The sequence below is a fragment of the Massilia sp. LC238 genome (assembly GCF_000735635.1).
GTDB lineage: Bacteria > Pseudomonadota > Gammaproteobacteria > Burkholderiales > Burkholderiaceae_D > Telluria > Telluria varians.
This window is the reverse complement of record NZ_JNNN01000012.1, coordinates 131,051-154,193: the sequence shown is the minus strand read 5'-3', so window position 1 is coordinate 154,193 and position 23,143 is coordinate 131,051. Positions and strand designations below refer to the sequence as shown.

The 23,143-nt window shown below is 64.5% G+C and carries 23 protein-coding genes; 3 read left to right on the top strand and 20 right to left on the bottom strand.

Annotation, left to right across the window (positions count from 1 at the left end):
* Window positions 1–134 precede the first annotated feature (134 nt).
* The 19 genes from FG94_RS27070 to rpsB form a co-directional block, all read right to left on the bottom strand.
* Window positions 135–746, bottom strand: a complete 612-nt coding sequence (locus FG94_RS27070) for a hypothetical protein (RefSeq protein ID WP_152570824.1) — start codon at window positions 744–746, stop codon at window positions 135–137.
* 119 nt (window positions 747–865) lie between these two features.
* Window positions 866–1,300 (bottom strand): hypothetical protein, encoded by a 435-nt coding sequence (locus FG94_RS27065; RefSeq protein WP_152570823.1) that lies wholly within the window; start codon window positions 1,298–1,300, stop codon window positions 866–868.
* A gap of 302 nt (window positions 1,301–1,602) precedes the next feature.
* On the bottom strand, window positions 1,603–2,808 hold the full coding sequence (locus FG94_RS03365) for an EAL domain-containing protein (protein WP_036207035.1): 1,206 nt from the start codon (window positions 2,806–2,808) through the stop codon (window positions 1,603–1,605).
* A 51-nt stretch (window positions 2,809–2,859) separates the two neighbouring features.
* Window positions 2,860–3,645 carry an RNA methyltransferase gene (locus FG94_RS03360; RefSeq protein ID WP_036207033.1) on the bottom strand — a complete coding sequence of 262 codons (786 nt, stop codon included), beginning with the start codon at window positions 3,643–3,645 and terminating at the stop codon, window positions 2,860–2,862.
* A gap of 10 nt (window positions 3,646–3,655) precedes the next feature.
* Complete coding sequence (gene rnhB / locus FG94_RS03355) at window positions 3,656–4,303, bottom strand: ribonuclease HII (protein WP_081925758.1); 648 nt, start codon at window positions 4,301–4,303, stop codon at window positions 3,656–3,658.
* Window positions 4,304–4,310: 7 nt separating this feature from the next.
* Window positions 4,311–5,471 (bottom strand): lipid-A-disaccharide synthase, encoded by a 1,161-nt coding sequence (lpxB, locus tag FG94_RS03350; RefSeq protein ID WP_036207031.1) that lies wholly within the window; start codon window positions 5,469–5,471, stop codon window positions 4,311–4,313.
* A complete protein-coding gene (gene lpxA / locus FG94_RS03345) occupies window positions 5,455–6,243 on the bottom strand; it encodes an acyl-ACP--UDP-N-acetylglucosamine O-acyltransferase (protein ID WP_036207028.1) in 789 nt (262 codons plus the stop codon). Before lpxA ends, lpxB begins: the two co-directional genes overlap by 17 nt.
* A gap of 1 nt (window position 6,244) precedes the next feature.
* Window positions 6,245–6,733 (bottom strand): 3-hydroxyacyl-ACP dehydratase FabZ, encoded by a 489-nt coding sequence (fabZ, locus tag FG94_RS03340; RefSeq protein WP_229413069.1) that lies wholly within the window; start codon window positions 6,731–6,733, stop codon window positions 6,245–6,247.
* Window positions 6,730–7,779, bottom strand: coding sequence for a UDP-3-O-(3-hydroxymyristoyl)glucosamine N-acyltransferase (gene lpxD, locus FG94_RS03335; RefSeq protein WP_036207024.1), 1,050 nt, complete (start codon window positions 7,777–7,779; stop codon window positions 6,730–6,732). The genes fabZ and lpxD overlap by 4 nt, the downstream gene beginning before the upstream one ends.
* A gap of 63 nt (window positions 7,780–7,842) precedes the next feature.
* On the bottom strand, window positions 7,843–8,367 hold the full coding sequence (locus FG94_RS03330; RefSeq protein ID WP_036207022.1) for an OmpH family outer membrane protein: 525 nt from the start codon (window positions 8,365–8,367) through the stop codon (window positions 7,843–7,845).
* A 50-nt stretch (window positions 8,368–8,417) separates the two neighbouring features.
* Window positions 8,418–10,754 (bottom strand): outer membrane protein assembly factor BamA, encoded by a 2,337-nt coding sequence (bamA, locus tag FG94_RS03325; RefSeq protein ID WP_036207021.1) that lies wholly within the window; start codon window positions 10,752–10,754, stop codon window positions 8,418–8,420.
* Between the two features lie 75 nt (window positions 10,755–10,829).
* Entirely contained in the window at window positions 10,830–12,173 is a 1,344-nt protein-coding gene (rseP, locus tag FG94_RS03320) for an RIP metalloprotease RseP (protein WP_036207019.1), read from the bottom strand.
* A 4-nt stretch (window positions 12,174–12,177) separates the two neighbouring features.
* Window positions 12,178–13,353, bottom strand: a complete 1,176-nt coding sequence (gene ispC / locus FG94_RS03315; RefSeq protein WP_036207015.1) for a 1-deoxy-D-xylulose-5-phosphate reductoisomerase — start codon at window positions 13,351–13,353, stop codon at window positions 12,178–12,180.
* Window positions 13,354–13,385: 32 nt separating this feature from the next.
* The gene (locus tag FG94_RS03310) at window positions 13,386–14,216 is read right to left on the bottom strand and encodes a phosphatidate cytidylyltransferase (protein WP_036207012.1); all 831 of its coding nucleotides are present in this window, start codon (window positions 14,214–14,216) and stop codon (window positions 13,386–13,388) included.
* 21 nt (window positions 14,217–14,237) lie between these two features.
* On the bottom strand, window positions 14,238–14,990 hold the full coding sequence (uppS, locus tag FG94_RS03305; protein WP_036207009.1) for a polyprenyl diphosphate synthase: 753 nt from the start codon (window positions 14,988–14,990) through the stop codon (window positions 14,238–14,240).
* A 103-nt stretch (window positions 14,991–15,093) separates the two neighbouring features.
* Window positions 15,094–15,654 (bottom strand): ribosome recycling factor, encoded by a 561-nt coding sequence (gene frr / locus FG94_RS03300; RefSeq protein ID WP_036207006.1) that lies wholly within the window; start codon window positions 15,652–15,654, stop codon window positions 15,094–15,096.
* Between the two features lie 35 nt (window positions 15,655–15,689).
* Window positions 15,690–16,406 carry a UMP kinase gene (gene pyrH, locus FG94_RS03295; protein ID WP_036207004.1) on the bottom strand — a complete coding sequence of 239 codons (717 nt, stop codon included), beginning with the start codon at window positions 16,404–16,406 and terminating at the stop codon, window positions 15,690–15,692.
* 165 nt (window positions 16,407–16,571) lie between these two features.
* Window positions 16,572–17,477, bottom strand: a complete 906-nt coding sequence (gene tsf, locus FG94_RS03290) for a translation elongation factor Ts (RefSeq protein WP_036207088.1) — start codon at window positions 17,475–17,477, stop codon at window positions 16,572–16,574.
* A gap of 153 nt (window positions 17,478–17,630) precedes the next feature.
* On the bottom strand, window positions 17,631–18,380 hold the full coding sequence (rpsB, locus tag FG94_RS03285; RefSeq protein WP_036207002.1) for a 30S ribosomal protein S2: 750 nt from the start codon (window positions 18,378–18,380) through the stop codon (window positions 17,631–17,633).
* Between the two features lie 276 nt (window positions 18,381–18,656).
* Between rpsB and map the strand changes: the two genes are divergently transcribed.
* The 3 genes from map to FG94_RS03270 are packed head-to-tail and all read left to right on the top strand — an operon-like array spanning window position 18,657 to window position 22,861.
* Entirely contained in the window at window positions 18,657–19,493 is an 837-nt protein-coding gene (gene map / locus FG94_RS03280) for a type I methionyl aminopeptidase (protein WP_036206998.1), read from the top strand.
* A 15-nt stretch (window positions 19,494–19,508) separates the two neighbouring features.
* Entirely contained in the window at window positions 19,509–22,091 is a 2,583-nt protein-coding gene (locus tag FG94_RS03275; protein ID WP_051996092.1) for a [protein-PII] uridylyltransferase, read from the top strand.
* 23 nt (window positions 22,092–22,114) lie between these two features.
* Window positions 22,115–22,861 carry a pseudouridine synthase gene (locus tag FG94_RS03270; protein WP_081925756.1) on the top strand — a complete coding sequence of 249 codons (747 nt, stop codon included), beginning with the start codon at window positions 22,115–22,117 and terminating at the stop codon, window positions 22,859–22,861.
* A 12-nt stretch (window positions 22,862–22,873) separates the two neighbouring features.
* On the opposite strand, the gene FG94_RS03265 is transcribed toward FG94_RS03270, so the two are convergent.
* Entirely contained in the window at window positions 22,874–23,122 is a 249-nt protein-coding gene (locus FG94_RS03265) for a hypothetical protein (protein WP_036206992.1), read from the bottom strand.
* Window positions 23,123–23,143 lie beyond the last annotated feature (21 nt).

Here is a 23,143-nt window from a genome sequence, read left to right as displayed (position 1 = left end):
GTGCATCCGCATTCAGCGCTCGGCTACAAATCGCCGCGGATGTTTAGGAAAGAGCGACGCCGTCAGGCTCTGGAAACTGACGCTAACTAAGCATCAGGCTGTGTCCGGGAAAAGCGGGGCAAGATCAGACGTGATCATTGTGCTAGTCGCGGAGCTCGATACCGTTCACTGCACACCTTCTTCAGCTCAAAATCGTCACCAAATCGGTATGCAGTCACAACGCCGTAGAACTTGGTAACGAGGAGCGGCTCGCCGATCGCTTTGAGCGTTATCCCGACATCGCCACAGTTTCCTGCCTCAGCGGATAGGGCTTCCAGTGAAGGACTATCAATTAAGCGGTAAGTGTCTTTTTGGTACAGAAAATACGTATCGCGCACGCAGTAGGCAGTTCCTACGAACCTCTCTATGCGGACAATCTTTCCGCCTTTACTCGGTATGTCCACTTCGAACACTCGCCCTGTATAGTCGGCGTATTCCAGCAAAACGCTCTTCACCTGCTCAGGATTATTTGCGCTCTTCCATATATTTTCTGCTGCGCCCCCTCCACGATCTAAACAGTCTTGATCGCCAGGAAAACATAATTCTCGCTCCTGTGGCTTAGCTTGCAATGGACTGCCGGCTTCGTCCGCAACAGCATCTTGAACCAACGGCTTGCACGACACAACTTGGTCAGCCTGTGCAAAAGTTGAAGCGCAGGCCGTCGCAAGGCACAGCGCCAGAGTAGCTTTTACTAGCATGTCAGTCATGAATTCGAGATGTGGATTGTCCGCTGTTGGCCGATTGCCGTCCTTAGGCGGAGGCCGCTCCGTTGCAGTCGTGCACTCGGGGGGCGATAACGGCTCTTGCCGAGTTCAGGAAATACATGTCATCGCCGGCTGACCGCACAGCCAAGCGAGGTGCCATCGATACTCCCGAGTGCGCTTCGCTCCCGGAGTTCATCCAGGACTGAATTGGGCAGTTGCGAAACCTTGTCAAACGCTGCCGAAAAACATTGTGGCTCTGCATCTTTGATTCGACCACGGTCGTTATCAAAGACAATAAACAAGGCCGCACCGTCAGCGACACGGACTGTCGCCGCATAATTCTTGTCCGGACAAAAATGTGGCTTACATGCGCTGACAACCAGATATCCGTCTACAAGTGCATTTGGTGTTTCGACGACCAGCTCATTCATCATCGCCCGTCGCCAATCCCGCGGAACCGCTGTGGCCAGGGCCTCTTGCACGACAGGCACCCTAAAGAACTTGGGTCCGCCATACTTGCCCTTCTCCGAAACATAACGTTTATCCAGTTGGGACAAGTAGTCCTCTGGAGCAGCTGCGTGGGCTGAACTTATGGCAGCGACAACTGCGAAGATTGAAATTAATTTGACGTGCATAAAAATAGCCTGCGCTACTGCTTGAGTACGCTATGGTCAATCTTACTCGCTTGAAGAGGAAAGTCGACCGCGAGCCAGCGCGAATGCCGTTCGAAACACACAATCTTCACAGCAGGTCGAAACGGCTGCTCTTGGCCGATAGCGAGCAGTCATATGCCTCCGTGTACAAGCATGTCACCGTTAGAGCCAGCAACAGCGTTTGTCCTGACGTCCTACAAGCCGAATCAGAAGAAGTGCCGCCAGTCCTCGAGCCAGCCGGGGAAGGCCCCCGCTTCCATCGGATTGGCAATGTGGTAGCCCTGGGCATAGGTGCAGCCGAGGTTCTGCAGGAAGTCCCAGTCCTGGCGCGTTTCCACACCGACCGCGACCGACATGCGGTCGAGGCTGTGCGCCAAGCCCAGGCAGGAGCGCAGCACCGTGCCGAGCGGACGGCGCTTGGAGGCGCCGTCGACAAAACTGCGGTCGATCTTCAGTTCGGTGAACGGGATGCGCGCCAGCAGCTGCAGGTTCGAGCGGCCGGTGCCGTAGTCGTCGATCGCCAGGCCGAAGCCCATCATGCGCAGGCGCACCAGGCGCTCGATGAATTCCGGGTCGGTGTTCAAGACCGAGGATTCGGGCATCTCGAAGGTCAGGTATTCCGGCAGGATGCGGTGGCGCCCGACGCAGGCGGTGATCTGGCGCACGAACGCCGGGTGCGCCAGGGTCTCGGGCGCCAGGTTCAGGCTGATCGGGACGGGAATGCCCTGGTCCTGGAACCAGCGGCAACGCTCGCTGGAGAGCTCGATCATGCTCCAGTCGAGGAAATCGACGCGGTTGTTCTGCTCCAGCGCATCGATGAAGGAACCCGGCCCCAGCACGCCGTGCTCGGGATGGCGCCAGCGCGCGAAGGCTTCCAGGCCCTTCACCTGCCCGGTGGCGAGTTCGATCTTGGGCTGGAAGAAGGGCTCGAACTGGCGCTTCTGCAGGCCGATGCCGATCTCCTGAAAGGAAAAGCTCGGGCCCTTGGGCGCAGCGTTGCTACGCGCCAGCGGGGTGTAGTTGTCGAGCAGGGGCTTGAGTTTGGCGGAGCTGATCGGCTTGGCCGTCGTGCCCAGCAGGTCGACGCCATAAGCCTGGGCCAGGGTCTCGACCGAGAACAGCAGCCCGGCCGGCTGGGCGCCGGTGACGATCAGGCGCAGGCCCTCCGCGGCCGCGCCCAGCGCACCAAGATGGCGGATCAGCTCCAGGCCGTCCATGCCCGGCAACGCCAGGTCGACGATCGCGACGTCCACCTTCGGCGAGAAGCCGGCTTCCAGCCGTTGCAGGGCCAGGTGCCCATCCGGCACGTCGGTCACGCGGCGCGCGCCGAGTTGGCCGAGCAGCTCGACCAGCGTCCTGCGCTGGGCAGCGTCGGCTTCCGCCACCAGGAAGTGCAAATGCGCGATGTCCATCTCTGCTCCAGTTAATCAGCCGCCAGATTACCCTGAAGGCCGAGCCGCCGTCTACGCCTGCGTTTGCCGCAGCTGCTCGAAAAAGCACACCGCGGCGCAGGCGGCCACGTTCAGCGACTCCACCTTGCCGGCATGGGGGACGGCGACGCGGTGGGTGGCCAGGTCGAGCAGCTCCTGCGAGACGCCCTGCCCTTCGTGGCCCAGGATCCAGGCGACCGGTCGGCGCAGGTCGAGCGCATACAGGCGTTCGGCGGCGTAGCCGCTGGTGGCCAGCACCGGAATGCTGGCCACCCGCACCAGCGGCGCGAGCTCGATGTTCTCGAAGATGTCGAGCACGAAGTGGGCGCCCATCGCGGCGCGCAGCACCTTGGGCGACCAGCAGAAGGCGGTGCCCGGGCTGCAGTAGACCTGCCTGATGCCGGAAGCGGCGGCGCTGCGCAGGATCGAGCCGACGTTGCCCGGGTCCTGCACGCCATCGAGCAGCACGCTCGATTCGATCAGGCCGGGCGCTTTGGAGGGCACGGGCGAAGCGACCACGAACACGATGTGCACGCCGTGCTCGACCTGGCTGATGGCGCCGAACAGCGCATCCGGCAACGCCGTGACGTGCGCGTGCAAGGCCTCGACGCGCTCGACGATGGCGGCGACCTCGGGATTGCCGAGGGCGCCTTCCGACACCACGCAATGCTCCGGCGCGCCGCGCAGCTCGAGCCAGCTCTGGCACAGGTGGACACCATCGAGCAGGCTGGCGCCAAGCTTGCGGCGCGCCTGCGAGCTGGTGGCGAGCGCCTTCAGTTCCTTATAAAACGCGTTGTCGCGCGAGCTGACGTGCCTCATGAGCGGAACCTCATGCGGCGGCGAACAGGTCGGGCTGCAGCAGCCCGCGCACCGGCGCGAACGAGCGGCGGTGCACCGGCGACGGGCCGTGCAGGCGCAGGCGTTCAAGGTGCAGCGGCGTCGAATAGCCCTTGTGCTGGTCGAAGCAGTATTGCGGGTACTGCGCGTGCAGCTGCACCAGCGCGGCGTCGCGCGCGGTCTTGGCCAGGATCGAGGCGGCCGAAATCGCATTCACCTTGTCGTCGCCTTCCACCACCGCATGGGCGCGGATCTCCATCGGCGGGCAGCGGTTGCCGTCGATCAGGGCGATCGTCGGCACGGTTTGCAAGGCTTCCACCGCGCGGCGCATCGCCAGCATGGTGGCGTGCAGGATGTTCAGGGTATCGATCTCTTCGCAGGAGCACTCGGCGATGGCCCAGGCCAGGGCATGCTCCTTGATCAGGGGCGCCAGCTCGTCGCGCCGCGCTTCCGTCAGTTTCTTGGAGTCGCGCAGGCCCTCGATCGGCCGCTTCGGGTCGAGGATCACGGCGCCGGCGAACACGGGCCCGGCCAGCGGACCGCGGCCGGCCTCGTCCACGCCACACACGATGTCGGCGTCGGTAAACGGCCGCAGCCGGGGCGGCAGGCCTGGGTAGAGGTTGATTCGCTTCTTGCTCACTGTGTGCTCACTTCTTACGTCCAATCACGCGGAGCACTGCGTCCGCGCTCGCCTCGGCGCTGTTGCGCAGCAGGCTGTGGTGCATGTCGGTGAAACGGCGCGCCAGCGCCTCGCTGCCGGCCGGGTCGTCCAGCTGGCGCCAGACCGCGTCCGCCAGCGCCTGCGGCGTGGCCGCATGCTGAAGATACTCCGGAACGACGAATTCGCGCGCCAGGATGTTCGGCAGGCCGATCCAGGGCTGGTAGCCCATGTGGCGCATGATCTGCCACGAGGCGCCCATCACCTTGTAGGCGATCACCATCGGCTTCTTGAACAGCGCCACTTCCAGCGTCGCCGTTCCCGAAGCGACCAGCACTGCGTCGCTTGCTGCGATGGCGGCATGCGACTGGCCGTCGACCAGGCGTACCGGCACGTCGTTCAGGCCGGCCTTGTCCAGGATCTCGGTGTAATAGGCGCGCTGGCGCTCGCCCGCCATCGGCGCGATGAACACCAGGCCCGGGTCGCGCTGGGCCAGCAGCTTCGCCGCCGCCACGAAAGGTTCGGCCAGGTACTTCAGCTCGCCCATGCGGCTGCCCGGCATGATCGTCACCACGCGCGCGCCCTTGTCGATGCCGAGCGCCTCGCGCGCGGCCGCCACGTCGGGTTTCATCGGAATCATCTCGGCCAGCGGATGCCCGATATAGGTGACCGGCACGCCGGCGGCGCGGTAGATCGCTTCCTCGAACGGGAAGATCACCAGCATGTGCGAGACGGCGCGCTTGATCTTCTTGATGCGTCCGCCGCGCCAAGCCCAGATCTGGGGGCTGACGAAGTGGACCGTCGGGATGCCTTCCGCGCGCAGCTGTTCCTCCAGGCCCAGGTTGAAGCCCGGGTAGTCGGCGCCGATGAAGGCGGCCGGGCGCTCGCGCAGCAGGCGGTCGCGCAGCGTGTTCTGGATGCCCTTGATCTCGCGGTAGCGCGGAATGATCTCGAACAGGCCGCGCACCGTGAGCGTCTCGATCGGGACGTCGCTGTGCATGCCCTGCTCGATCATGCGCGGGCCGCCGATGCCGTGGAAGCGCACGTTCGGCAGCTGCGGACGCAGGCCCGCCATGAGGCGCGCGGCGAGCATGTCGCCGGACACCTCGCCGGCGACCATCGCTAGCGAGACCTCAGCGGACGATGCCACGGGTGGCGCTGTCGAGGAATTCACGCATGGCGCGGATATCGGCCGCGGCGGCGGCCTGTTCGGACTCGAGCGCCAGCAGTGCGGCCTTGGCTTCCTCGAGGGTCAGGTTCGAGCGGTACACCAGCTTGTGGGCGCTGCGGATGCCGTCGATCTGCTCGCGGCTGAAACCGCGGCGCTTCAGGCCTTCGATGTTGACGCCGCGCTGGCCGGCCGGGTTGCCCGAGACCAGCACGAAGGGCGGCACGTCCTGGGTCAGGCTGGTGTACATGCCAACAAAAGCATGGGCGCCGATCTTGCAGAACTGGTGTACGCCGGCGTAGCCGGACAGGATGGCGTGGTCGCCCACGTGGACGTGGCCGGCCAGCTGGGCATTGTTCGAGAAGATCGTGTGGCTGCCCACCTGGCAGTCGTGCGCCAGGTGCACGTAGGCCGAGATCCAGTTGTCGTCGCCCAGGCGGGTGACGCCGACGTCCTGGGCGGTGCCCAGGTTCATGGTGACGAATTCGCGGATGGTGTTGCCGTCGCCGATTTCCAGGCGGGTCGGCTCGCCCTTCCACTTCTTGTCCTGCGGCGCGGCGCCGATCGAACAGAACTGGAAGAATTTGTTGTCCTTGCCGATCGTCGTGTTGCCTTCGATGACCACGTGCGGGCCCACCACGGTCCCGGCGCCGATGCGCACGTCGGGGCCGATGATCGAATACGGGCCGACCTCGACCGAGCTGTCCAGCTCGGCCTTGGGGTCGACGATCGCGCTCGGATGAATCTTGCTCATATTACTGTCCTGCGGCTTCGTTGGCGCGGATGGTGCACATCAGTTCACCCTCGACCGCGACCTTGCCGTCGACGCTGGCGACGGCCTTGTACTTCCAGATGCCGCGCGACACGCGCAGGATTTCGACTTCCATCTTGAGCTGGTCGCCCGGCTCGACCGGACGCTTGAAGCGCGCGTTGTCGATGCCGACGAAATACACCACCGAATTCTCGTCCGGCTTGACGTTCATGGTCATGAAGGACAGGATCGCGGCGGTCTGCGCCATCGCTTCGATCATCAGGACGCCCGGCATCACCGGCTTGTGCGGAAAGTGGCCGTTGAAGAATTCTTCGTTGACGGTGACGTTCTTGATGGCGGTGATGCGCTTGCCCAGTTCGACGTCCAGCACGCGGTCGACCAGCAGCAGCGGATAGCGGTGCGGCAGGTATTCCTTGATCGCGTTGATGTCGAGGGTCTTGATGTCAGCGGTGGTCTGGACTTCGGTGGTCATTTTTGTTCTGTCAGTGTTTTGATGGTTTTTTCAAGCGTACGGATCTTCTCGCGCATCGAGGCCAGGTTGCGCACGATGGCGGCGCTGCGCTCCCATTCGGCGTTCTTGGCCAGCGGGTAGAAGCCGGTGTACTGGCCCGGCTCGAGCACCGAGCGCGACACCATGCTGCCCGAGGAAATATGGACGTTGTCGGCGATCTCGAGGTGGCCCAGCACCATGGCCGCGCCGCCGAAGGTGCAGCCCTTGCCGATTTTCGCGCTGCCGGCCACGCCGACGCAGCCGGCCATGGCGGTATTGGCGCCGATGTGGCAGTTGTGGCCGATCTGGATCTGGTTATCCAGCTTGACGCCGTCTTCGATGACGGTGTCCGCCAGGGCGCCGCGGTCGATGCAGGTGTTGGCGCCGATGTCGACGTCGTCGCCGATCACCACGCGTCCGGTCTGCGGGATCTTGATGTACTTGCCGCCCTCGACCGCGAAGCCGAAGCCGTCGCCGCCGATCACGGCGCCGGAATGGATCACGCCGCGCGCGCCGATCACGCAGCGCGCGTGGAAGGTGGCGTTCGCGAACAGGTGCGTGCCCTCGCCGATGCGCGCGTCAAGGCCGATGAAGCAGCCGGCGTCGATGACCGCGTGGGCGCCGATCACGGCGCCGGCTTCGATGGTCACGTGCGGGCCGACGTGGGCGGTCGGGTCGACCGTCGCATCCGGCGAGACCACGGCGCTCGGGTCGATGCCGGGCGCTTTCGGCGTCTCGGAGAGCGACACGAAGTACTGCGCGGCCCGGGCGAAATAGGCGTAGGGGTTGGTGGTGACGATGCGCGCGCCCTCGTAGGTCGCGGCAACGCTCGGGTCGTCCAGCGGAGAGAGGATCAGCGCAGCGGCCTGGCTTTGCGCCGCCAGGGCACGCAGCTTGCTGTTGCTGAGGAAGCTGATGTGGGAGGCGCCCGCGCTGTCGAGCGGCGCGATGGCCGAGACGATCAGGTCCGGGTCGCCCACCAGCTGTCCGCCGAAGCGCTCGACCAGGTCTTGGAGTCGAATGCCCATGTTGGAATGTCGGGTGTCAGTCAAAATGTGCTGCGTCTTTACTTGTGCTGCCGCCGGAGCGAATTACTTGTCCAGCAGCTTCAGGATCTTGTCGGTGATATCGATGCGCGGGCTCGACCAGGCGGCTTCGGCCAGCACAGCGTCCAGGCGCTCCTGCTCGGCGACCTGCTCGATGATCTTGTAGGCACGCGTCGCGATGGCGGCGCGCTCTTCGTTCTTGCGCTGCATGAGGTCTTCCTGGAACTCGCGCTGCATGCGCTGCACGTCCTTTTCCATGTTCAGCAGTTCGCGCGCGCGGCGGGTGCGTTCCACGTCGTTCAGGCCGGCCGCTTCGCCGTCGAACTTCTCCGACATCTGCTTGAGCTTGGTGACCGTTTCCTCGACCACCTTCTGGCGTTTCGAGAATTCGGCCTGGATGCGGGCATCGGCCGTCTTCGCCATCTTCGATTCGCTCATCAGGCGCTCGGTGGCGACAAATCCGATCCGGCCGGTGCTCTGGGCCTGGGCCAGCGGCGCTGCGCACAGCGCGGCCAGCAGCAGTGTCCGGAGCAAAGGCCGGGGCAACGTGGCTTTCAGCATTTTCAACATCTTTCTCCGTATAACGGTGGGGCCTGACTGAACGGCCCCATTCCGGCCGGTCAGAAGCCGGTACCCATCTGGAACTGGAAGCGTTCCAGTCGGTCGCCCGGCAAGGCGTTCAAAGGCTTAGCATAACTCAACTTCAGCGGACCGACCGGGGAAATCCACGACAGGCCGATACCCGCCGAGAAACGCATCCGGTTCAGGCGGATCTTCTCTTCCTCCTGGTAGACCTGGCCGCCGTCCACGAAGGTGAACCAGCGCAGGCTGCGGTCGGTGCCGCCGCCCGGGAACGGGAACTGCAGTTCGGCGTTCGCGATCAGGCGCTTGGAGCCGCCGACCGCGTCGTAGTAGTTGGGGTCGACCACGCCCAGCGAGGAGCTTTCGTAGCCGCGCACCGAGCCGATGCCGCCGGCGTAGAAGTTCTTGAACACCGGATAGTTGCTGCCGCCGATGCCCTTACCGTAGTCGAACTCGCCGCGCAGCGCCAGGGTCATCCAGCGCGTCAGCGGGCGCCACCACTGGTGTTCGTACACCAGGCGGTAGTACTTGGCGTCGCCCAGTGCGTCGATTTCGAGGTTGGCGCGCTGGTAGCGGCCGCGGGTCGGCGTCACCGCGCTGTCGCGGGTATCGCGGCCCCATGCGGCGGTCAGCGGGATGGCGAAGGTCGATGCCTTGCCGACGCCGTCGGCGGGGCCGCCGTTGTCCGCGACAAAAGTCTTGTACAGGGTCGGCGAGGTGAAGTCGGTCTCGATCTGGGTGCGTTCCAGGCCGGCGCCGAAGAACACGGTATCGTTTTCCGAGAACGGCACGCCGAAGGTCATGGTGCCGCCGGTCTGGCGCACCGTGTACAGGCCGAGGTTGAGCGCCGGCGGGCGCATCGTGCGCAGGTAGAGCTGGAACGAGCGCGAGATGCCGTCGTCGGTGAAGTACGGATTGGTCTGCGAGAACGCGATCGTCCGGTTGTACTTGCTGGTATTCAGTTCCAGGCCGATGGTGTTGCCGCTGCCGGCGAAGTTGGCCTGCGAGATCGAGGCGGTGAAGGTGAACTTCTCCGACTGCGAGAACGCGCCGCCGATCATGAAATTACCGGTCGGCTTCTCTTCGACCACCATGTTCACGTCCACCTGGTCGGTGGTGCCCGGCGACTCCGGGGTTTCGACCTTCACGTCCTTGAAGTAGCCGAGGCGGTCGACACGGTCGCGCGAGAGCTTGACGCGGTTGGCGTCGTACCAGGAGCTTTCGAACTGGCGGAACTCGCGGCGGATGACTTCGTCGCGGGTCACGGTATTGCCCGAGATGTTCATGTGGCGCACATAGGCGCGCTTGCCCGGATCGATGAAGAAGGTGAACTTGGCTTCGCGCTTCTCGCGGTCGATCTCCGGGTTGGCGGTGACGTTGGCGAAGGCGTAGCCGAAGGAGCCGAGGCGGTCCGAGATCAGCTTGTTGGTCGCCTCCATCAGGTCGCCCGAGTAGGTCTTGCCCGGCTGGAGCAGGATCAGCTTGCTCAGTTCTTCTTCGCGGCCGAACATCTCGCCTTCCAGCTTCACGCCGGAGACGGTGTACTTCTCGCCTTCGGTGACATTGATGGTCAGGTAGATGTCGCGCTTGTCCGGGGTGATCGAGACCTGGGTCGATTCGACGTTCGCTTCCAGGTAGCCATTGTTCAGGTACAGGGACTTGATCGCCTCGAGGTCGCCGGTCAGCTTCTGCTTGGAGTACTGGTCGGCCTTCGAGTACCAGGTGAACCAGCCCGACTTGGACAGCTGCAGCACTTCGCGCAACTGCTTGTCGCTGAAGGCCTTGTTGCCCACGAAGTTGATCTGGCGGATCTTCGCCACGTCGCCTTCGTCGACGTTGAACATGATCGTCACGCGGTTGCGCTCGATCGGGGTGACGGTGGTGGTGATCTTCACGCCGTACAGGCCGTGCGACAGGTACTGGCGCTTGAGTTCCTGCTCGGCGCGGTCCACGGCCGCCTTGTCGAAGATCTTGGTCTCGCCGACGCCGATCTCGCCCAGCGCCTTGACCAGCATGTCCTTCTCGAATTCCTTGGTGCCGGTGAAGTCCACCGACGAAATGGCGGGACGTTCCTCGACCAGCACCACCAGCACGCCGTTTTCTTCTTCCAGGCGGACGTCCTTGAAGAAGCCGGTCGCGAACAGCGCCTTGATGGCGGTGGTCGCACGGGCATCGTCCATGGTTTCACCCACGCGCACCGGCAGGTAGCTGAACACGGTGCCTGCTTCCGTACGCTGGATGCCTTCGACCCGGATGTCCTTGACCACGAACGGGTTGGCGGCAAGGGCATTGCCGGCGCACAGCGCCAGCACGGCTGCGCCAATCATGCTGCGACGGATGAACGGCAGGGCGAAACGATCAGGTTGTGAATTCATTGGCTGGATTTCTGGTCAGTCATTGGACAACGTAACTATTGTTTTTACCGGTGCGCGGCCCCTGCTTGGGCACCGCTAGAGTAACCGCACCAGGTCATTGAAGACGGCGAGCGCCATCAGCATGAACAGCAGGCCGACCCCGAAGCGCTGCGCATATTCTCCAACGCGCGCAGGGAGGGGACGCCCGGTCAAAACTTCCAGCGAATAATACAGTAAATGGCCACCATCCAGAACCGGAATTGGTAACAAATTCATTACGCCTAAGCTAATACTAATAAATGCGATGAACTGCAAATAGGTGGCCAGGCCGATGCGTGCCGTCTGTCCCGCGTAATCGGCGATGGTGATCGGGCCGGTGACGTTCTTCCACGAGGCTTCGCCGGTGATCATCCTGCCGATCATCTTGATCGTCATGACGCTGGTCTCCCAGGTCCGCTCCGCGCCCTTGGCGATTGCCTCGAAGGGACCCGAGCTCACGGTCACCATCTCGACCGGCTGCGACAGCATCACCTTGGCGACGCCGCGCCCGCTGGCCGCGTCCTTCTCGGGCGTGACCGCGACGCTCAAGACGCGCCCTGCCCGCTCGACGTCGAGCTGCACGGTGCGGCCGGCCGCCGCGCGCATGGTCTCGGTGAAGGCCAGGCCGTCCTCGACCGCCTTGCCGTCGGCGCGCAGCACCAGGTCGCCGGCCTGCAGGCCGGCGCGCTCCCCCGCCCCACCCGGCAGCACCTTCTCGATCCGGGCGCGCGCGCGCCACAGGTCCAGGCCCAGCGCTTGCGTCACGTCGCCGCCTTCGACATCGAGCTGCGCGATGCGTTGCGCAGGGATGGTGGCGTTGTAGCTGCCGCCGCCCTGGGCGCGCAGCTCGAGGCGCGCGTCCGTCTTGTCCACGGTGGCGTGGATGATCTGCCAGCGCAGCTCGGCCCAGGACTGCACCGCGTTGCCGTTCACTGCCACCACGGTGTCGCCGCCGCGCACGCCGGCCAGCTGCGCCGCCGTGCCCTGCGGCGCGGCGCGCAGGCGCGCCGAGGGTTCCTCGACGCCGTGCATGAAGAGCACCGCCATCAAGCCGATCGCCACCAGGAAGTTGGCGAGCGGGCCGGCCGCCACGATGGCGATACGGCGCCATACGCTCTGGCGGGTGAACTCGCGGTGCAGTTCGGATTCGTCCTTCGGCGCCGTCTCCGGATCGCGCAAGTCGAGCATCTTGACGTAGCCGCCAAGCGGCAAAGCCGAGATCGCCCACTCGGTCTGGTCCGGCCCGAAGCGGCGCGACCACACCACGCGGCCCATGCCGATCGAGAAGCGCAGCACCTTCACGCCGCAGGCACGGGCCACCAGGTAGTGCCCGAGTTCGTGCAGGACGATCAGCGGCCCGAGGGCCAGCGCGAAAGCCAGGATGGTATAGAGCAGGCTCATGGGTTCAGGCCCGCAGGCGAGCGATCACGTCTTGCGCCGCGGCGCGGGCGCGCGCATCCTGGGCCAGCACCGCCTCGATCGAAGGTGCGGGACCATGCGGCACGGTGTCCATCACCTGGGCGATCACGCGGTCGATGTCGCGGAAACCGATCTCGCGCTCCAGGAAGGATTGCACCGCCACTTCGTTGGCGGCATTGAGCAGGGCCGGCGCAGTGCCGCCCGCGCGCAGCGCGTCGAACGCGAGCGCCAGGCAAGGGAAGCGCGCGAAGTCGGGCTGGTGGAACTGCAGCGCGGCCATCGCGGTCAGGTCGAGCTGGGGCACGCCGGACGCGATCCGCTCCGGGAAGGCCAGCGCGTGGGCGATCGGGGTACGCATGTCGGGATTGCCCAGCTGGGCCAGCACCGAGCCGTCGGTGTAGGAGACCATCGAGTGGATCACGCTCTGCGGGTGGATCACCACTTCGATCAGGTCGGCCGGCGCCCCGAACAGCCAGTGGGCCTCGATCACTTCCAGGCCCTTGTTCATCATGGTGGCCGAATCGACCGAGATCTTGCGGCCCATGACCCAGTTCGGGTGCTTGCAGGCTTCGTCGGGCGTCACCGCCTCCAGGGTCTCGACGGCGCGCTGCAGGAAGGGGCCGCCGGACGCGGTGAGCAGGATCTTGGCCACGCCGGCCGCCTGCGGGTCGCGGGCGTACGTGGCGGGGAGCGACTGGAAGATCGCATTGTGCTCGCTGTCGATCGGCAGCAGGGTCGCATGGTGCTCGCGCACCGCGTCCATGAACAGCTGGCCGGACATGACCAGGGCTTCCTTGTTGGCCAGCAGGACCTTCTTGCCGGCGCGCGCGGCCGCCAGGGTCGGCGCCAGGCCGGCGGCGCCGACGATGGCAGCCATCACGGTGTCGGTGTCCGGGCTGGAGGCGATCTCGCACAAGGCCTGCTCGCCATGGTCGACCTGGATGTCCAGGCCCGCCAGGAGCTGCGCTAGGCGCTCTGCCCCTTCCGCCGTGCCGACCACGGCGCGCGCCGGCTTGACGCGGCGGCAGGCCTCGGCCAGTTCTTCCACGCGGCCGTGCGCGCTCAGCGCGTACACGCGGTAGCGGTCGGGGTGGCGGGCGAGAACGTCGAGGGTCGAGGCGCCGATCGAGCCGGTGGCGCCCAGGATGGTAATGCGCTGCATTGCGGGATTCCTTTATTGCTGGCAGCTTGCTGCTAGAGCCGGGAGCCGATCAGGGCTGCCAGGGGCAGGACCGGGACGAGCGCGTCCACGCGGTCCAGCACTCCGCCGTGGCCAGGCAGCAGGTTGCTGCTGTCCTTCATGCCGGCGCGGCGCTTGAGCTGGGATTCGAACAGGTCGCCGACCACGCTGGCCGCGACGATGAGGATGAGCACCACGTACAGCGCGGCCCAGCCGAGGCTGGCCTGCACCTGCGCGGCAAAGGTGCCGGCCATCGCGTCACCACCCAGCGCGATGCTGAGGGTGGCCAGGACCAGCACGGCGATGCAGCCGCCGATCGCGCCTTCCCAGGACTTGCCCGGCGAGATCGAGGGCGCCAGCTTGCGCTTGCCGAAGGCCTTGCCCGAGAAGTAGGCGAAGATGTCGGCGGCCCAGACGATGGCCATCACCGACAGCAGGTAAAGCGGCGACAGGCGGTACATCTCGACGACGGCCGCGAAGCAGCCGACCACGGCGACGGCGTAGACCAGGCTGAGGAAGGTGTTGGCGCTGCTGTTCAGCGGCGGCAGGCCAAGCTTCAGGGACGGCGCGAAGCGCAGCGCCCACACCAGCACGCTGATCGCGAACCAGAAGGTCGGGTTCGGGCTCGGCGCGATGAAGAAGGCGTAGACGAAGGCCGCGGTCCAGAAGGCGGCGATCAGCGGCGCCTTGGCGGTCTCCGGGTTGAACAGGCGGAAGCACTCCCAGATCGCGGCCCCGAAGAAGCAGGATGCGACCACCGCGAACGCCGTGTAGTTGTTGAAGTACAGGACCGGCAGCAGGACTGCCAGCAGTGCGAGCGCGGTGAGGATCCGGGTTTTCAGCATTGTCGATATGGGCTTCGGGTCTTAAACCTTGGACTTCTTCGCGACCTGGTCGCCGGTCTGGCCGAAGCGGCGCTCGCGCTGCTGGAAGGAGTCGATCGCTTCGTCCAGCGAGGCTTTGGAAAAATCCGGCCAGAAGGTCTTGGTGAAATACAGCTCGGAATACGCGAGCTGCCACAACAGGAAGTTCGAGATGCGCTCCTCGCCGCCGGTACGGATGAACAGGTCGGGCTCGGGCGCGTAGGCCATGGCCAGGTGCGGGGCCAGCATCTCTTCGGTGAATTCGGTCACGCCGGGATTGGCCGCGACCATCTTGCCCGTTGCCTGCATGATATCCCAGCGGCCGCCATAGTTGGCGCACACGCTGACCGTGAGGCGGGTGTTGTTGGCGGTGCGGCGCTCGGCCGCGGTGATCATTTCCTGCAGCTTGGCGTCGAAACGGCTCAAGTCGCCCACAACCTTCAGGCGGATGTTATTGGCATGCATCTTCGCCACTTCGCGCTCGAGCGCGGTGACGAACAGGCGCATCAGGAGCGAGACTTCCTCGGCCGGACGGCGCCAGTTTTCGGACGAAAAGGCGAACAGCGTCAGGTATTCCACGCCGCGCTCGACGCAGTGCTCGACGACACCGCGCACCGCCTCCACGCCCTTGACGTGGCCGGCCACGCGCGGCAGCAGGCGTTTGGTCGCCCAGCGCCCATTGCCATCCATGATGATGGCGATATGGCGCGGCACCTTCGGCGCTTCGGGAATGACAGTGGTCGAACTTTTGAACATCTTTGCTTCCAGCTGGGTCTTAAAGGGAGTCGGACCGGCCGCGGTATTAATACCGGGACCGGTCCGCCTGGGCGCGAGTGAGGATCGCTCGCGGTGCCCAGTATTACACCGTCATGATGTCTTTTTCTTTTTCGGCCAGCAGCTTGTCGATCTCGGCAACGAACTTGTCGGTCAGCTTCTGGATCTCGTCGGCCGAGCGGCGCTCGTCGTCTTCCGACGCGGTCTTGTCCTTGACCATTTTCTTGACGGCTTCGTTGGCGTCGCGGCGGATGTTGCGCACGGCAATCTTGGCGTCCTCGCCTTCCGATTTGGTCAGCTTGACCATTTCCTTGCGGCGCTCTTCGGTCAGCGGCGGGGTCGGCACGCGGATCATGTCGCCCTGCGACGACGGGTTTAGGCCCAGGTCGGAGTCGCGGATCGCCTTTTCGATAGTGCTCGCCATTTTCTTTTCGAACGGCGCCACGCCGATGGTGCGGGCGTCGATCAGGGTCAGGTTGGCCACCTGCGACAGCGGGACCGGCGAACCGTAGTATTCGACCATCACGGAATCGAGGATGCCGGCGTGGGCGCGGCCGGTACGGACCTTGGCCAGGTTGGCCCGCAGGGTCTCGATGGACTTGGTCATGCGCTCCTGCGCGTTCTTCTTGACGTCAGCTAAGGACATGCTGCACTCCTATATTTTAATTTTTGAAACGAAACTCAAACGTGTACCAGTGTACCCTCGTCTTCACCCATGATCACGGCTTTCATTGCGCCGGGCTTGACGATGGAGAAGACCTTGATCGGCAGCTTCTGGTCACGGCACAGGGCAAACGCGGTAGCGTCCATCACCTGCAGGTTCTTGGCGATCGCCTCGTCGAAGGAGATCGAATTGTAGCGGGTGGCGTTCGGGTCCTTCTTCGGGTCGGCGGTGTAGACGCCGTCGACCTTGGTTGCCTTCAGGACGATCTCGGCCGAGATCTCGGCGCCGCGCAGGGCGGCGGCGGTATCGGTGGTGAAGAAGGGATTGCCGGTGCCGGCGGCGAACACCACGACCTTGCCCTCTTCCAGGTACTGCAGGGCCTTCGGGCGCACGTAGGGCTCGACCACCTGCTCGATGCTGATCGCCGACATCACGCGCGCGGTGATGCCCACGTGGCGCATCGAATCGGCCAGGGCCAGGGCGTTCATGACGGTGGCGAGCATGCCCATGTAGTCCGCGGTGGCGCGGTCCATGCCCTGGGCGCCCGGGGCCACGCCGCGGAAGATGTTGCCGCCGCCGATCACGACCGCCACCTGCACGCCCAGCTTCGCCACTTCCGCCACGTCGGCGACCATGCGGTCGATGGTTGCGCGGTTGATGCCGAACTGGTCGTCACCCATCAGCGCTTCGCCAGACAGTTTGAGGAGGACTCGTTGGTAGGCTGGTTTTGTCATGATGAAGCGGCTCCTATGTTGTGTTTCGAATTCGGGTCCGACCGCCGGCTCGTGGCTGGCGATCTCATCTGCAATACAGATGGCTGTTCGGGCTGCCGCTGCGCGCGCCTACCGACGCACGCGGCAGCACCCTACAAAAACGGGCCTTACGGCCCGCTTTGTTGATTACTGCTTGTTGGCAGCCATCTGGGCTGCGACTTCTGCTGCGAAGTCGTCTACCTTCTTCTCGATGCCTTCGCCGACGACGTACATCGTGAATGCCTTCACGCTGGCGTTCGAGGCCTTCAGGTACTGCTCGATCGACTGCTTGTCGTTCTTCACGAATGCCTGGTTCAGCAGCGAGACTTCCTTCAGGTACTTCTGCACCGAGCCGTCGATACGCTTGGCGACGATCTCGGCCGACTGCGGCTGCTTGCCTTCGGCGACGGCCTTGTCGGCGTCTTCCTGGGCTTTCAGCTGAGCAACCGAACGCTCTTTCTCGATCAGTTCAGCAGGCACTTGCTCTGCCGACAGGGAAACCGGCTTCATTGCAGCGATGTGCATCGCCACGTCCTTGCCGACCTGGTCGTCGCCTTCGAACTCGACCATGACGCCGATACGGGCGCCGTGCAGGTACGAAGCCAGCTTGGCGGTGGTTTCGAAGCGCTGGAAGCGGCGAACGGTCATATTCTCGCCGATTTTACCGATCAGTGCCGTACGCACGTCATCGAAGGTCTTGCCTTCGTGCGGCAGGGCTGCCAGGGCGGCGACGTCGGCCGGGTTCTGCTCGGCGACCAGGCGGGCTGCCAGGTTGGCCATGGCCAGGAAGTCGTCGTTCTTGGCGACGAAGTCGGTTTCGCTGTTGATTTCAACCAGCGCGCCGATGTTGCCCGAGATGTAAGCGGCGACCACGCCTTCGGCGGTGATACGCGATGCTGCCTTCGATGCCTTGCCGCCCAGTTTGACGCGCAGGATCTCTTCGGCACGGCCCATGTCGCCTTCGGCTTCGGTCAGTGCCTTCTTGCATTCCATCATCGGCGCGTCGGTCTTCGCGCGCAGTTCACCAACCATCGCTGCGGTAATAGCTGCCATGTTGAATTCTCCCAAATATTTGATGTAGAGGCCCACATGTCCCACGGACATCCGGACGATAATTTATTGCTAAGCGTCGTGCTTAAAAAAAGGGGCGCTCGTGCTATGGCTCGGCGCCCCTTCAATACTCAGGCAGGTCTCACCTGCCCTGCATTATGCCTGCTCGGAAACTTCGACGAAGTCGTCGCCGGCGGCCTTGACCATCTCAACGACTTCGTTGGTGGCGTTGGCGCGGCCTTCCAGGATCGCATCGGCGACGCCGCGTGCGTACAGGGTGATCGCCTTCGACGAGTCGTCGTTACCCGGGATCACGTGGGTGACGCCTTCCGGCGAGTGGTTGGTATCGACCACGCCGATGACCGGGATGCCCAGCTTGCCGGCTTCGGTGATGGCGCCCTTGTGGTAGCCGACGTCGACGACGAAGATCGCGTCCGGCACGCCGCCCAGCTCCTTGATGCCGCCGATCGACTTCTGCAGCTTGACCATTTCGCGCGAGAACATCAGCGCTTCTTTCTTCGACAGCTTCTCGACTTCACCCGACTCGACCAGGGCTTCCATGTCCTTCAGGCGCTTGATCGAGGTCTTGATGGTCTTGAAGTTGGTCAGCATGCCGCCCAGCCAGCGCTGGTCGACGTAAGGCACGCCTGCGCGCTGCGCTTCGGCGGCGATGATGTCGCGGGCCTGGCGCTTGGTGCCGACCATCAGGATGGTGCCGCGGTTGGCCGAGATCTGCTTGATGGTCTTCATCGCATCCTGGTACATCGCCATGGTCTTTTCCAGGTTGATGATGTGGATCTTGTTGCGATGACCGAAGATGAACGGCGCCATTTTCGGGTTCCAGAAACGGGTCTGGTGGCCGAAGTGGATACCGGCTTCCAGCATTTCACGCATAGTAACGGACATGTAATTCTCCAGGGTTGGGTCTTGAACGTAGCCAGTCACCTAGCAGGCACCCTTTGGCGGCCACGTTCGCGATTTCATTTAAAAGATGATTTTTACAACATTGCTCGATGCGAATACGAGCAACCCGAGATTCTAGCGGGATTTGGTCCGCTTTTCAAGATGTGCGTGCGGGGTCGATACCGGATTCCCGGCCTCGGCGGGACGACCGGCCCACCTACGGGGACCCGCCATCCCTTATAATGGCGCAATATCACCACATTTTTGCAGGATAAGAACATGGCCTCCATCCCCAAGACCCCGGAAGAAATCGAAGGCATGCGCGTCGCCTGCCGGCTCGGCTCGGAAGTGCTCGACTACATCACGCCCTTCGTCAAGCCCGGCGTCACTACCGGCGAACTGGACCGCCTGGCCAAGGACTACATGATCAACGTGCAGGGCACCGTCCCGGCCACCCTGAACTACGCGCCGCCGGGCTACCCGCCCTTCCCCGGCTCGATCTGCGCCTCGGTCAACGACGTCATCTGCCACGGCATCCCGGGCGACCGCGTGCTCAAGAGCGGCGATGCGCTGAACATCGACATTACCCCGATCACCAAGGAAGGTTTCCACGGCGACAACAGCCGCATGTTCCTGGTCGGCGAGCCCTCGATCCTGGCAAAGCGCCTGTCCGAAGTCACCTTCGAATGCATGTGGCTGGGCATCGCCAAGGTCAAGCCGGGCAACCGCCTGGGCGACATCGGCTTCGCGATCCAGCAGCACGCCGAGAAGCACGGCTACAGCGTAGTGCGCGAGTTCTGCGGCCATGGCGTGGGCCGCGTGTTCCACGAAGAGCCGCAGGTGCTGCACTACGGCCGTCCCGGCACCGGCGAAGAGCTGGTGCCCGGCATGATCTTCACCATCGAGCCGATGATCAATGCCGGCCGCCGGGAGATCCGCGAGATGCCGGACGGCTGGACCATCAAGACCAAGGACCGCAGCCTGTCGGCGCAGTGGGAACACACCGTGCTGGTCACCGAGACCGGCGTCGAGGTGCTGACCATGTCGGCCGGCAGCCCGCCGCCCCCAAGCATCGTGCTGCCGCTGCTGGACCAGGGCGCCGCCGTCCCGGCCTGAGCGAAGGAATCGATCATGGGCCAGCCCGCGCTCCTCGACAGCTCGCGTGCCGAATTGCGGCAACGGCTCAAGGCCGAGCGCCAGGCCCTGATCGACGCCTTCCACCAGGACGGCAAGCCGGAAAAGCTGCTGCGCGGACTGCGCAACTGCGTCGACGGCATCCTGCTCGATGCCTGGCGCGCGGCCGGCCTGCCTGCCAATACGGCGCTGGTGGGCGTGGGCGGCTACGGCCGCGGCGAACTCTTCCCCTATTCCGACGTCGACCTGCTGGTCCTGCTGGGCCAGCCGGCCGACGCCCTCACCCAGGCCAAGCTGGAAAGCCTGGTGCAGCTGTTCTGGGACCTGGGCCTGGAAATCGGCCACAGCATCCGCACCGTGGACGAGTGCCTGGTCGAGTCGCGCGCCGACATCACGGTGCAGACCAGCCTGCTGGAAGCGCGCCTGGTGGCCGGCGACGAACTCCTGTTCGACGAGCTGCGCCGGCGCTACCGCGAGGCCCTCGACCCGCAAGCCTTCTTCCAGGCCAAGACCGCCGAGATGCGGCTGCGCCACGCCAAGTACGAGTACACCGCCTTCGCCCTCGAGCCCAACGTCAAGGAAAGCCCGGGCGCGCTGCGCGACCTGCAGGTGATCATGTGGGTGGCCAAGGCCGCCGGCCTGGCCGAATCCTGGAGCCAGATGGCGCGCGCCAAGCTGATCACCCGCGCCGAGGCGCGCCAGCTGATGGAAAAGGAGTACGCCTTCAAGGACATCCGGGTGCGCCTGCACCTGCACACCAAACGGCGCGAAGACCGGCTGGTGTTCGACGTCCAGACCGCGATCGCCAAGACCTTCGGCCTGGAGAATGCCGAAGGACGCCGCGCCAGCGAATTCCTGATGCAGCGCTACTACTGGGCGGCCAAGGTGGTCACCCAGATGAACACCATCATGCTGCAGAACATCGAGGCGCAGCTGTTCCCGCGTCCGGCGGCGAAGCTGCCCATCGGCGGCGACTTCCAGGCGCACTTCAACGAGGTCAACGGCTTCATCGACATCGCGCACGACGACACTTTCGAGCGCCATCCCTCGACGGTGCTGGGCGTGTTCGTGGCCATGACCGAACGGCCCGACATCAAGGGCATGACGGCGCGCACCATCCGCGCCCTGTGGCATGCGCGGAACGTGATCGACGCTGAGTTCCGCGCAAATCCAGCCAACAAGGCCCTGTTCCTGCGCATCCTGAAGGCCCCGGTGGGCCTGCTGCACGCGCTGCGGCGCATGAACGACATGGGCGTGCTGGGTCGCTACCTGCCGGCCTTCCGCAGCATCATCGGCCAGATGCAGCACGACCTGTTCCACGTCTACACGGTGGACCAGCACATCATGATGGTGGTGCGCAACCTGCGCCGCTTCACGATGCCCGAGCATGCCCACGAATACCCGTTCTGCAGCGGGCTGATCGCCAATTTCCGCGACCGCTGGCTGCTCTACGTGGCCGCCCTGTTCCACGACATCGCCAAGGGCCGCGGCGGCGACCATTCGGAGCTGGGCATGCAGGACGCGGCCGACTTCTGCCGCGGCCACGGCATCGGCGAAGAAGATACCGAACTGGTGGTGTTCCTGGTGCAGCAGCACCTGACCATGTCGACGGTGGCCCAGAAGCAGGACCTGTCGGACCCGGACGTGATCCAGGCCTTCGCCAACCTGGTGAAGGACGAACGCCACCTGACCGCGCTCTACCTGCTCACGGTCGCCGACATCCGCGGCACCAGCCCGAAAGTCTGGAATGCCTGGAAGGCCAAGCTGTTAGAGGACCTGTACAAGGTGACCCTGCGCGTGCTGGGCGGCGAGCCGCACAGCGCCGACCGCGAACTGCGCGCGCGCCAGAAAGAGGCGCTGGCCACGCTGCGCCTGTTCGGCCTGTCCGCCACCGCCCACGAGCCCCTGTGGAAGCAGCTCGACGTGGTCTATTTCCTGCGCCACGATGCCTCCGACATCGCCTGGCAGACGCGCGCCCTGCACGACAAGGTCGACAGCGACAAGCCTGTGGTGAAGGCGCGCCTGGCGCCGATCGGCGAAGGCCTGCAGGTGGCGGTGTACGTGAAGGACCAGCCGGACCTGTTCGCGCGCATCTGCAGCTACTTCGACCGCAAGAACTTCAGCATTCTCGACGCCAAGATCCACACCACGCGCCACGGCTACGCGCTCGACTCCTTCCTCGTCACCGAGGACAACTTCGCCGGCAGCTACCGCGACATCATCAGCCTGATCGAGCACGAGCTGTGCGCGCAGCTGCTGGCCCAGGAAGCCCTGCCGCCGCCGACGCGCGGGCGCCTGTCGCGCCTGTCGCGCACGTTCCCGGTCACGCCGACCGTCGACCTTCGACCCGACGAGCGTGGCCAGTTCCATGTGCTGTCGGTGGCCGCCAACGACCGCCCGGGCCTGCTGTACGCGATCGCCAGCGTGCTGACGCGCTACCGCATCAACCTGCACACTGCCAAAATCATGACCCTGGGCGAGCGTGTCGAAGACGTGTTCCTGATCGACGGCGCCGCGCTCAACAACCCGCGCAGCCAGGTGCAGCTCGAGACCGACCTGCTCGACGCCCTCAAGATTTAACCTTCTTTTTCCTTGTTTTCCCGATGACCGAACCTGTCCGCCTCTCCAAACGTATGTCCGAACTCGGCCTGTCCTCGCGCCGCGAAGCCGATGACTGGATCGCCAAAGGCTGGGTGCGGGTGGACGGCAAGGTCGTCTCCGAGCTGGGCAGCAAGGTGCTGCCGCACCAGAAGATCACCGTCGAGCGCCAGGCCGCGGCCGAGCAGTCCAAGCGCGTGACGGTTTTGATCAACAAGCCGGTCGGCTACGTCAGCGGCCAGGCCGAGGACGGCTACAAGCCGGCCGTCACCCTGATCAAACCGGAGAACCGCTGGCCGGACGATCCTTCGCCCGAACAGTTCCACCCGACCCAGCTGCGCAGCCTGGTCCCGGCCGGGCGCCTGGACATCGACTCGGTGGGCCTCCTGGTGCTGACCCAGGACGGCCGCATCGCCAAGCAGCTCATTGGCGAGAACAGTGCGGTCGACAAGGAATACCTGGTGCGGGTGCAGTACACCAAACCGGGTACGCTGCCGGACGCCGACCTGAAAAAGCTCAACCACGGCCTGTGGATGGACGGCAAGCCGCTGCTGCCGGCCAAGGTGCGCTGGCAGAACGAGGACCAGCTCAGCTTTACCCTGAGGGAGGGCCGCAAGCGCCAGATCCGCCGCATGTGCGACATGGTCGGGCTGAAGGTGCTCGGCCTGAAGCGGGTGCGCATCGGTAAAGTCAAGCTGGGCGATCTGCCGCCGGGGCAATGGCGCTACCTGGGCCCCGACGAGCAGTTCTGAGGGCTGCCGGCCTTATTGGCCGACGCAGATGATCCTGGTGTCGTACTCCTGGGCATTGCCCTTCTTTTGCTTCGCCCAACGGACCACCTCTTCGGCTTCGGCGACCGTCATCACGGTCGCTTTTTCCTTGTTCCGGATAAAGGACACGCCTTCGAACTTGCCCTCCTTGCTGCGCATGACCCTGGCAAATACGGGGGGTTTCTTGCCTTCGTCGGTGCGCTTGTTTTGCTGGACAAGGTAACGCTGGTCGATGTTTTCCATGCTGGTGTCGTACGTGTGGGA

Coding starts and splice junctions, on each gene's coding strand:
- FG94_RS27070 (WP_152570824.1), bottom strand. CDS start 746: ATGACTGACATGCTAGTAAAAGCTACTCTGGCGCTGTGCCTTGCGACG.
- FG94_RS03365 (WP_036207035.1), bottom strand. CDS start 2,808: ATGGACATCGCGCATTTGCACTTCCTGGTGGCGGAAGCCGACGCTGCC.
- FG94_RS03360 (WP_036207033.1), bottom strand. CDS start 3,645: ATGAGGCACGTCAGCTCGCGCGACAACGCGTTTTATAAGGAACTGAAG.
- lpxA (WP_036207028.1), bottom strand. CDS start 6,243: ATGAGCAAGATTCATCCGAGCGCGATCGTCGACCCCAAGGCCGAGCTG.
- fabZ (WP_229413069.1), bottom strand. CDS start 6,733: ATGACCACCGAAGTCCAGACCACCGCTGACATCAAGACCCTCGACATC.
- lpxD (WP_036207024.1), bottom strand. CDS start 7,779: ATGGGCATTCGACTCCAAGACCTGGTCGAGCGCTTCGGCGGACAGCTG.
- FG94_RS03330 (WP_036207022.1), bottom strand. CDS start 8,367: ATGTTGAAAATGCTGAAAGCCACGTTGCCCCGGCCTTTGCTCCGGACA.
- bamA (WP_036207021.1), bottom strand. CDS start 10,754: ATGAATTCACAACCTGATCGTTTCGCCCTGCCGTTCATCCGTCGCAGC.
- rseP (WP_036207019.1), bottom strand. CDS start 12,173: ATGAGCCTGCTCTATACCATCCTGGCTTTCGCGCTGGCCCTCGGGCCG.
- ispC (WP_036207015.1), bottom strand. CDS start 13,353: ATGCAGCGCATTACCATCCTGGGCGCCACCGGCTCGATCGGCGCCTCG.
- FG94_RS03310 (WP_036207012.1), bottom strand. CDS start 14,216: ATGCTGAAAACCCGGATCCTCACCGCGCTCGCACTGCTGGCAGTCCTG.
- uppS (WP_036207009.1), bottom strand. CDS start 14,990: ATGTTCAAAAGTTCGACCACTGTCATTCCCGAAGCGCCGAAGGTGCCG.
- frr (WP_036207006.1), bottom strand. CDS start 15,654: ATGTCCTTAGCTGACGTCAAGAAGAACGCGCAGGAGCGCATGACCAAG.
- pyrH (WP_036207004.1), bottom strand. CDS start 16,406: ATGACAAAACCAGCCTACCAACGAGTCCTCCTCAAACTGTCTGGCGAA.
- tsf (WP_036207088.1), bottom strand. CDS start 17,477: ATGGCAGCTATTACCGCAGCGATGGTTGGTGAACTGCGCGCGAAGACC.
- rpsB (WP_036207002.1), bottom strand. CDS start 18,380: ATGTCCGTTACTATGCGTGAAATGCTGGAAGCCGGTATCCACTTCGGC.
- map (WP_036206998.1), top strand. CDS start 18,657: ATGGCCTCCATCCCCAAGACCCCGGAAGAAATCGAAGGCATGCGCGTC.
- FG94_RS03275 (WP_051996092.1), top strand. CDS start 19,509: ATGGGCCAGCCCGCGCTCCTCGACAGCTCGCGTGCCGAATTGCGGCAA.
- FG94_RS03270 (WP_081925756.1), top strand. CDS start 22,115: ATGACCGAACCTGTCCGCCTCTCCAAACGTATGTCCGAACTCGGCCTG.
- FG94_RS03265 (WP_036206992.1), bottom strand. CDS start 23,122: ATGGAAAACATCGACCAGCGTTACCTTGTCCAGCAAAACAAGCGCACC.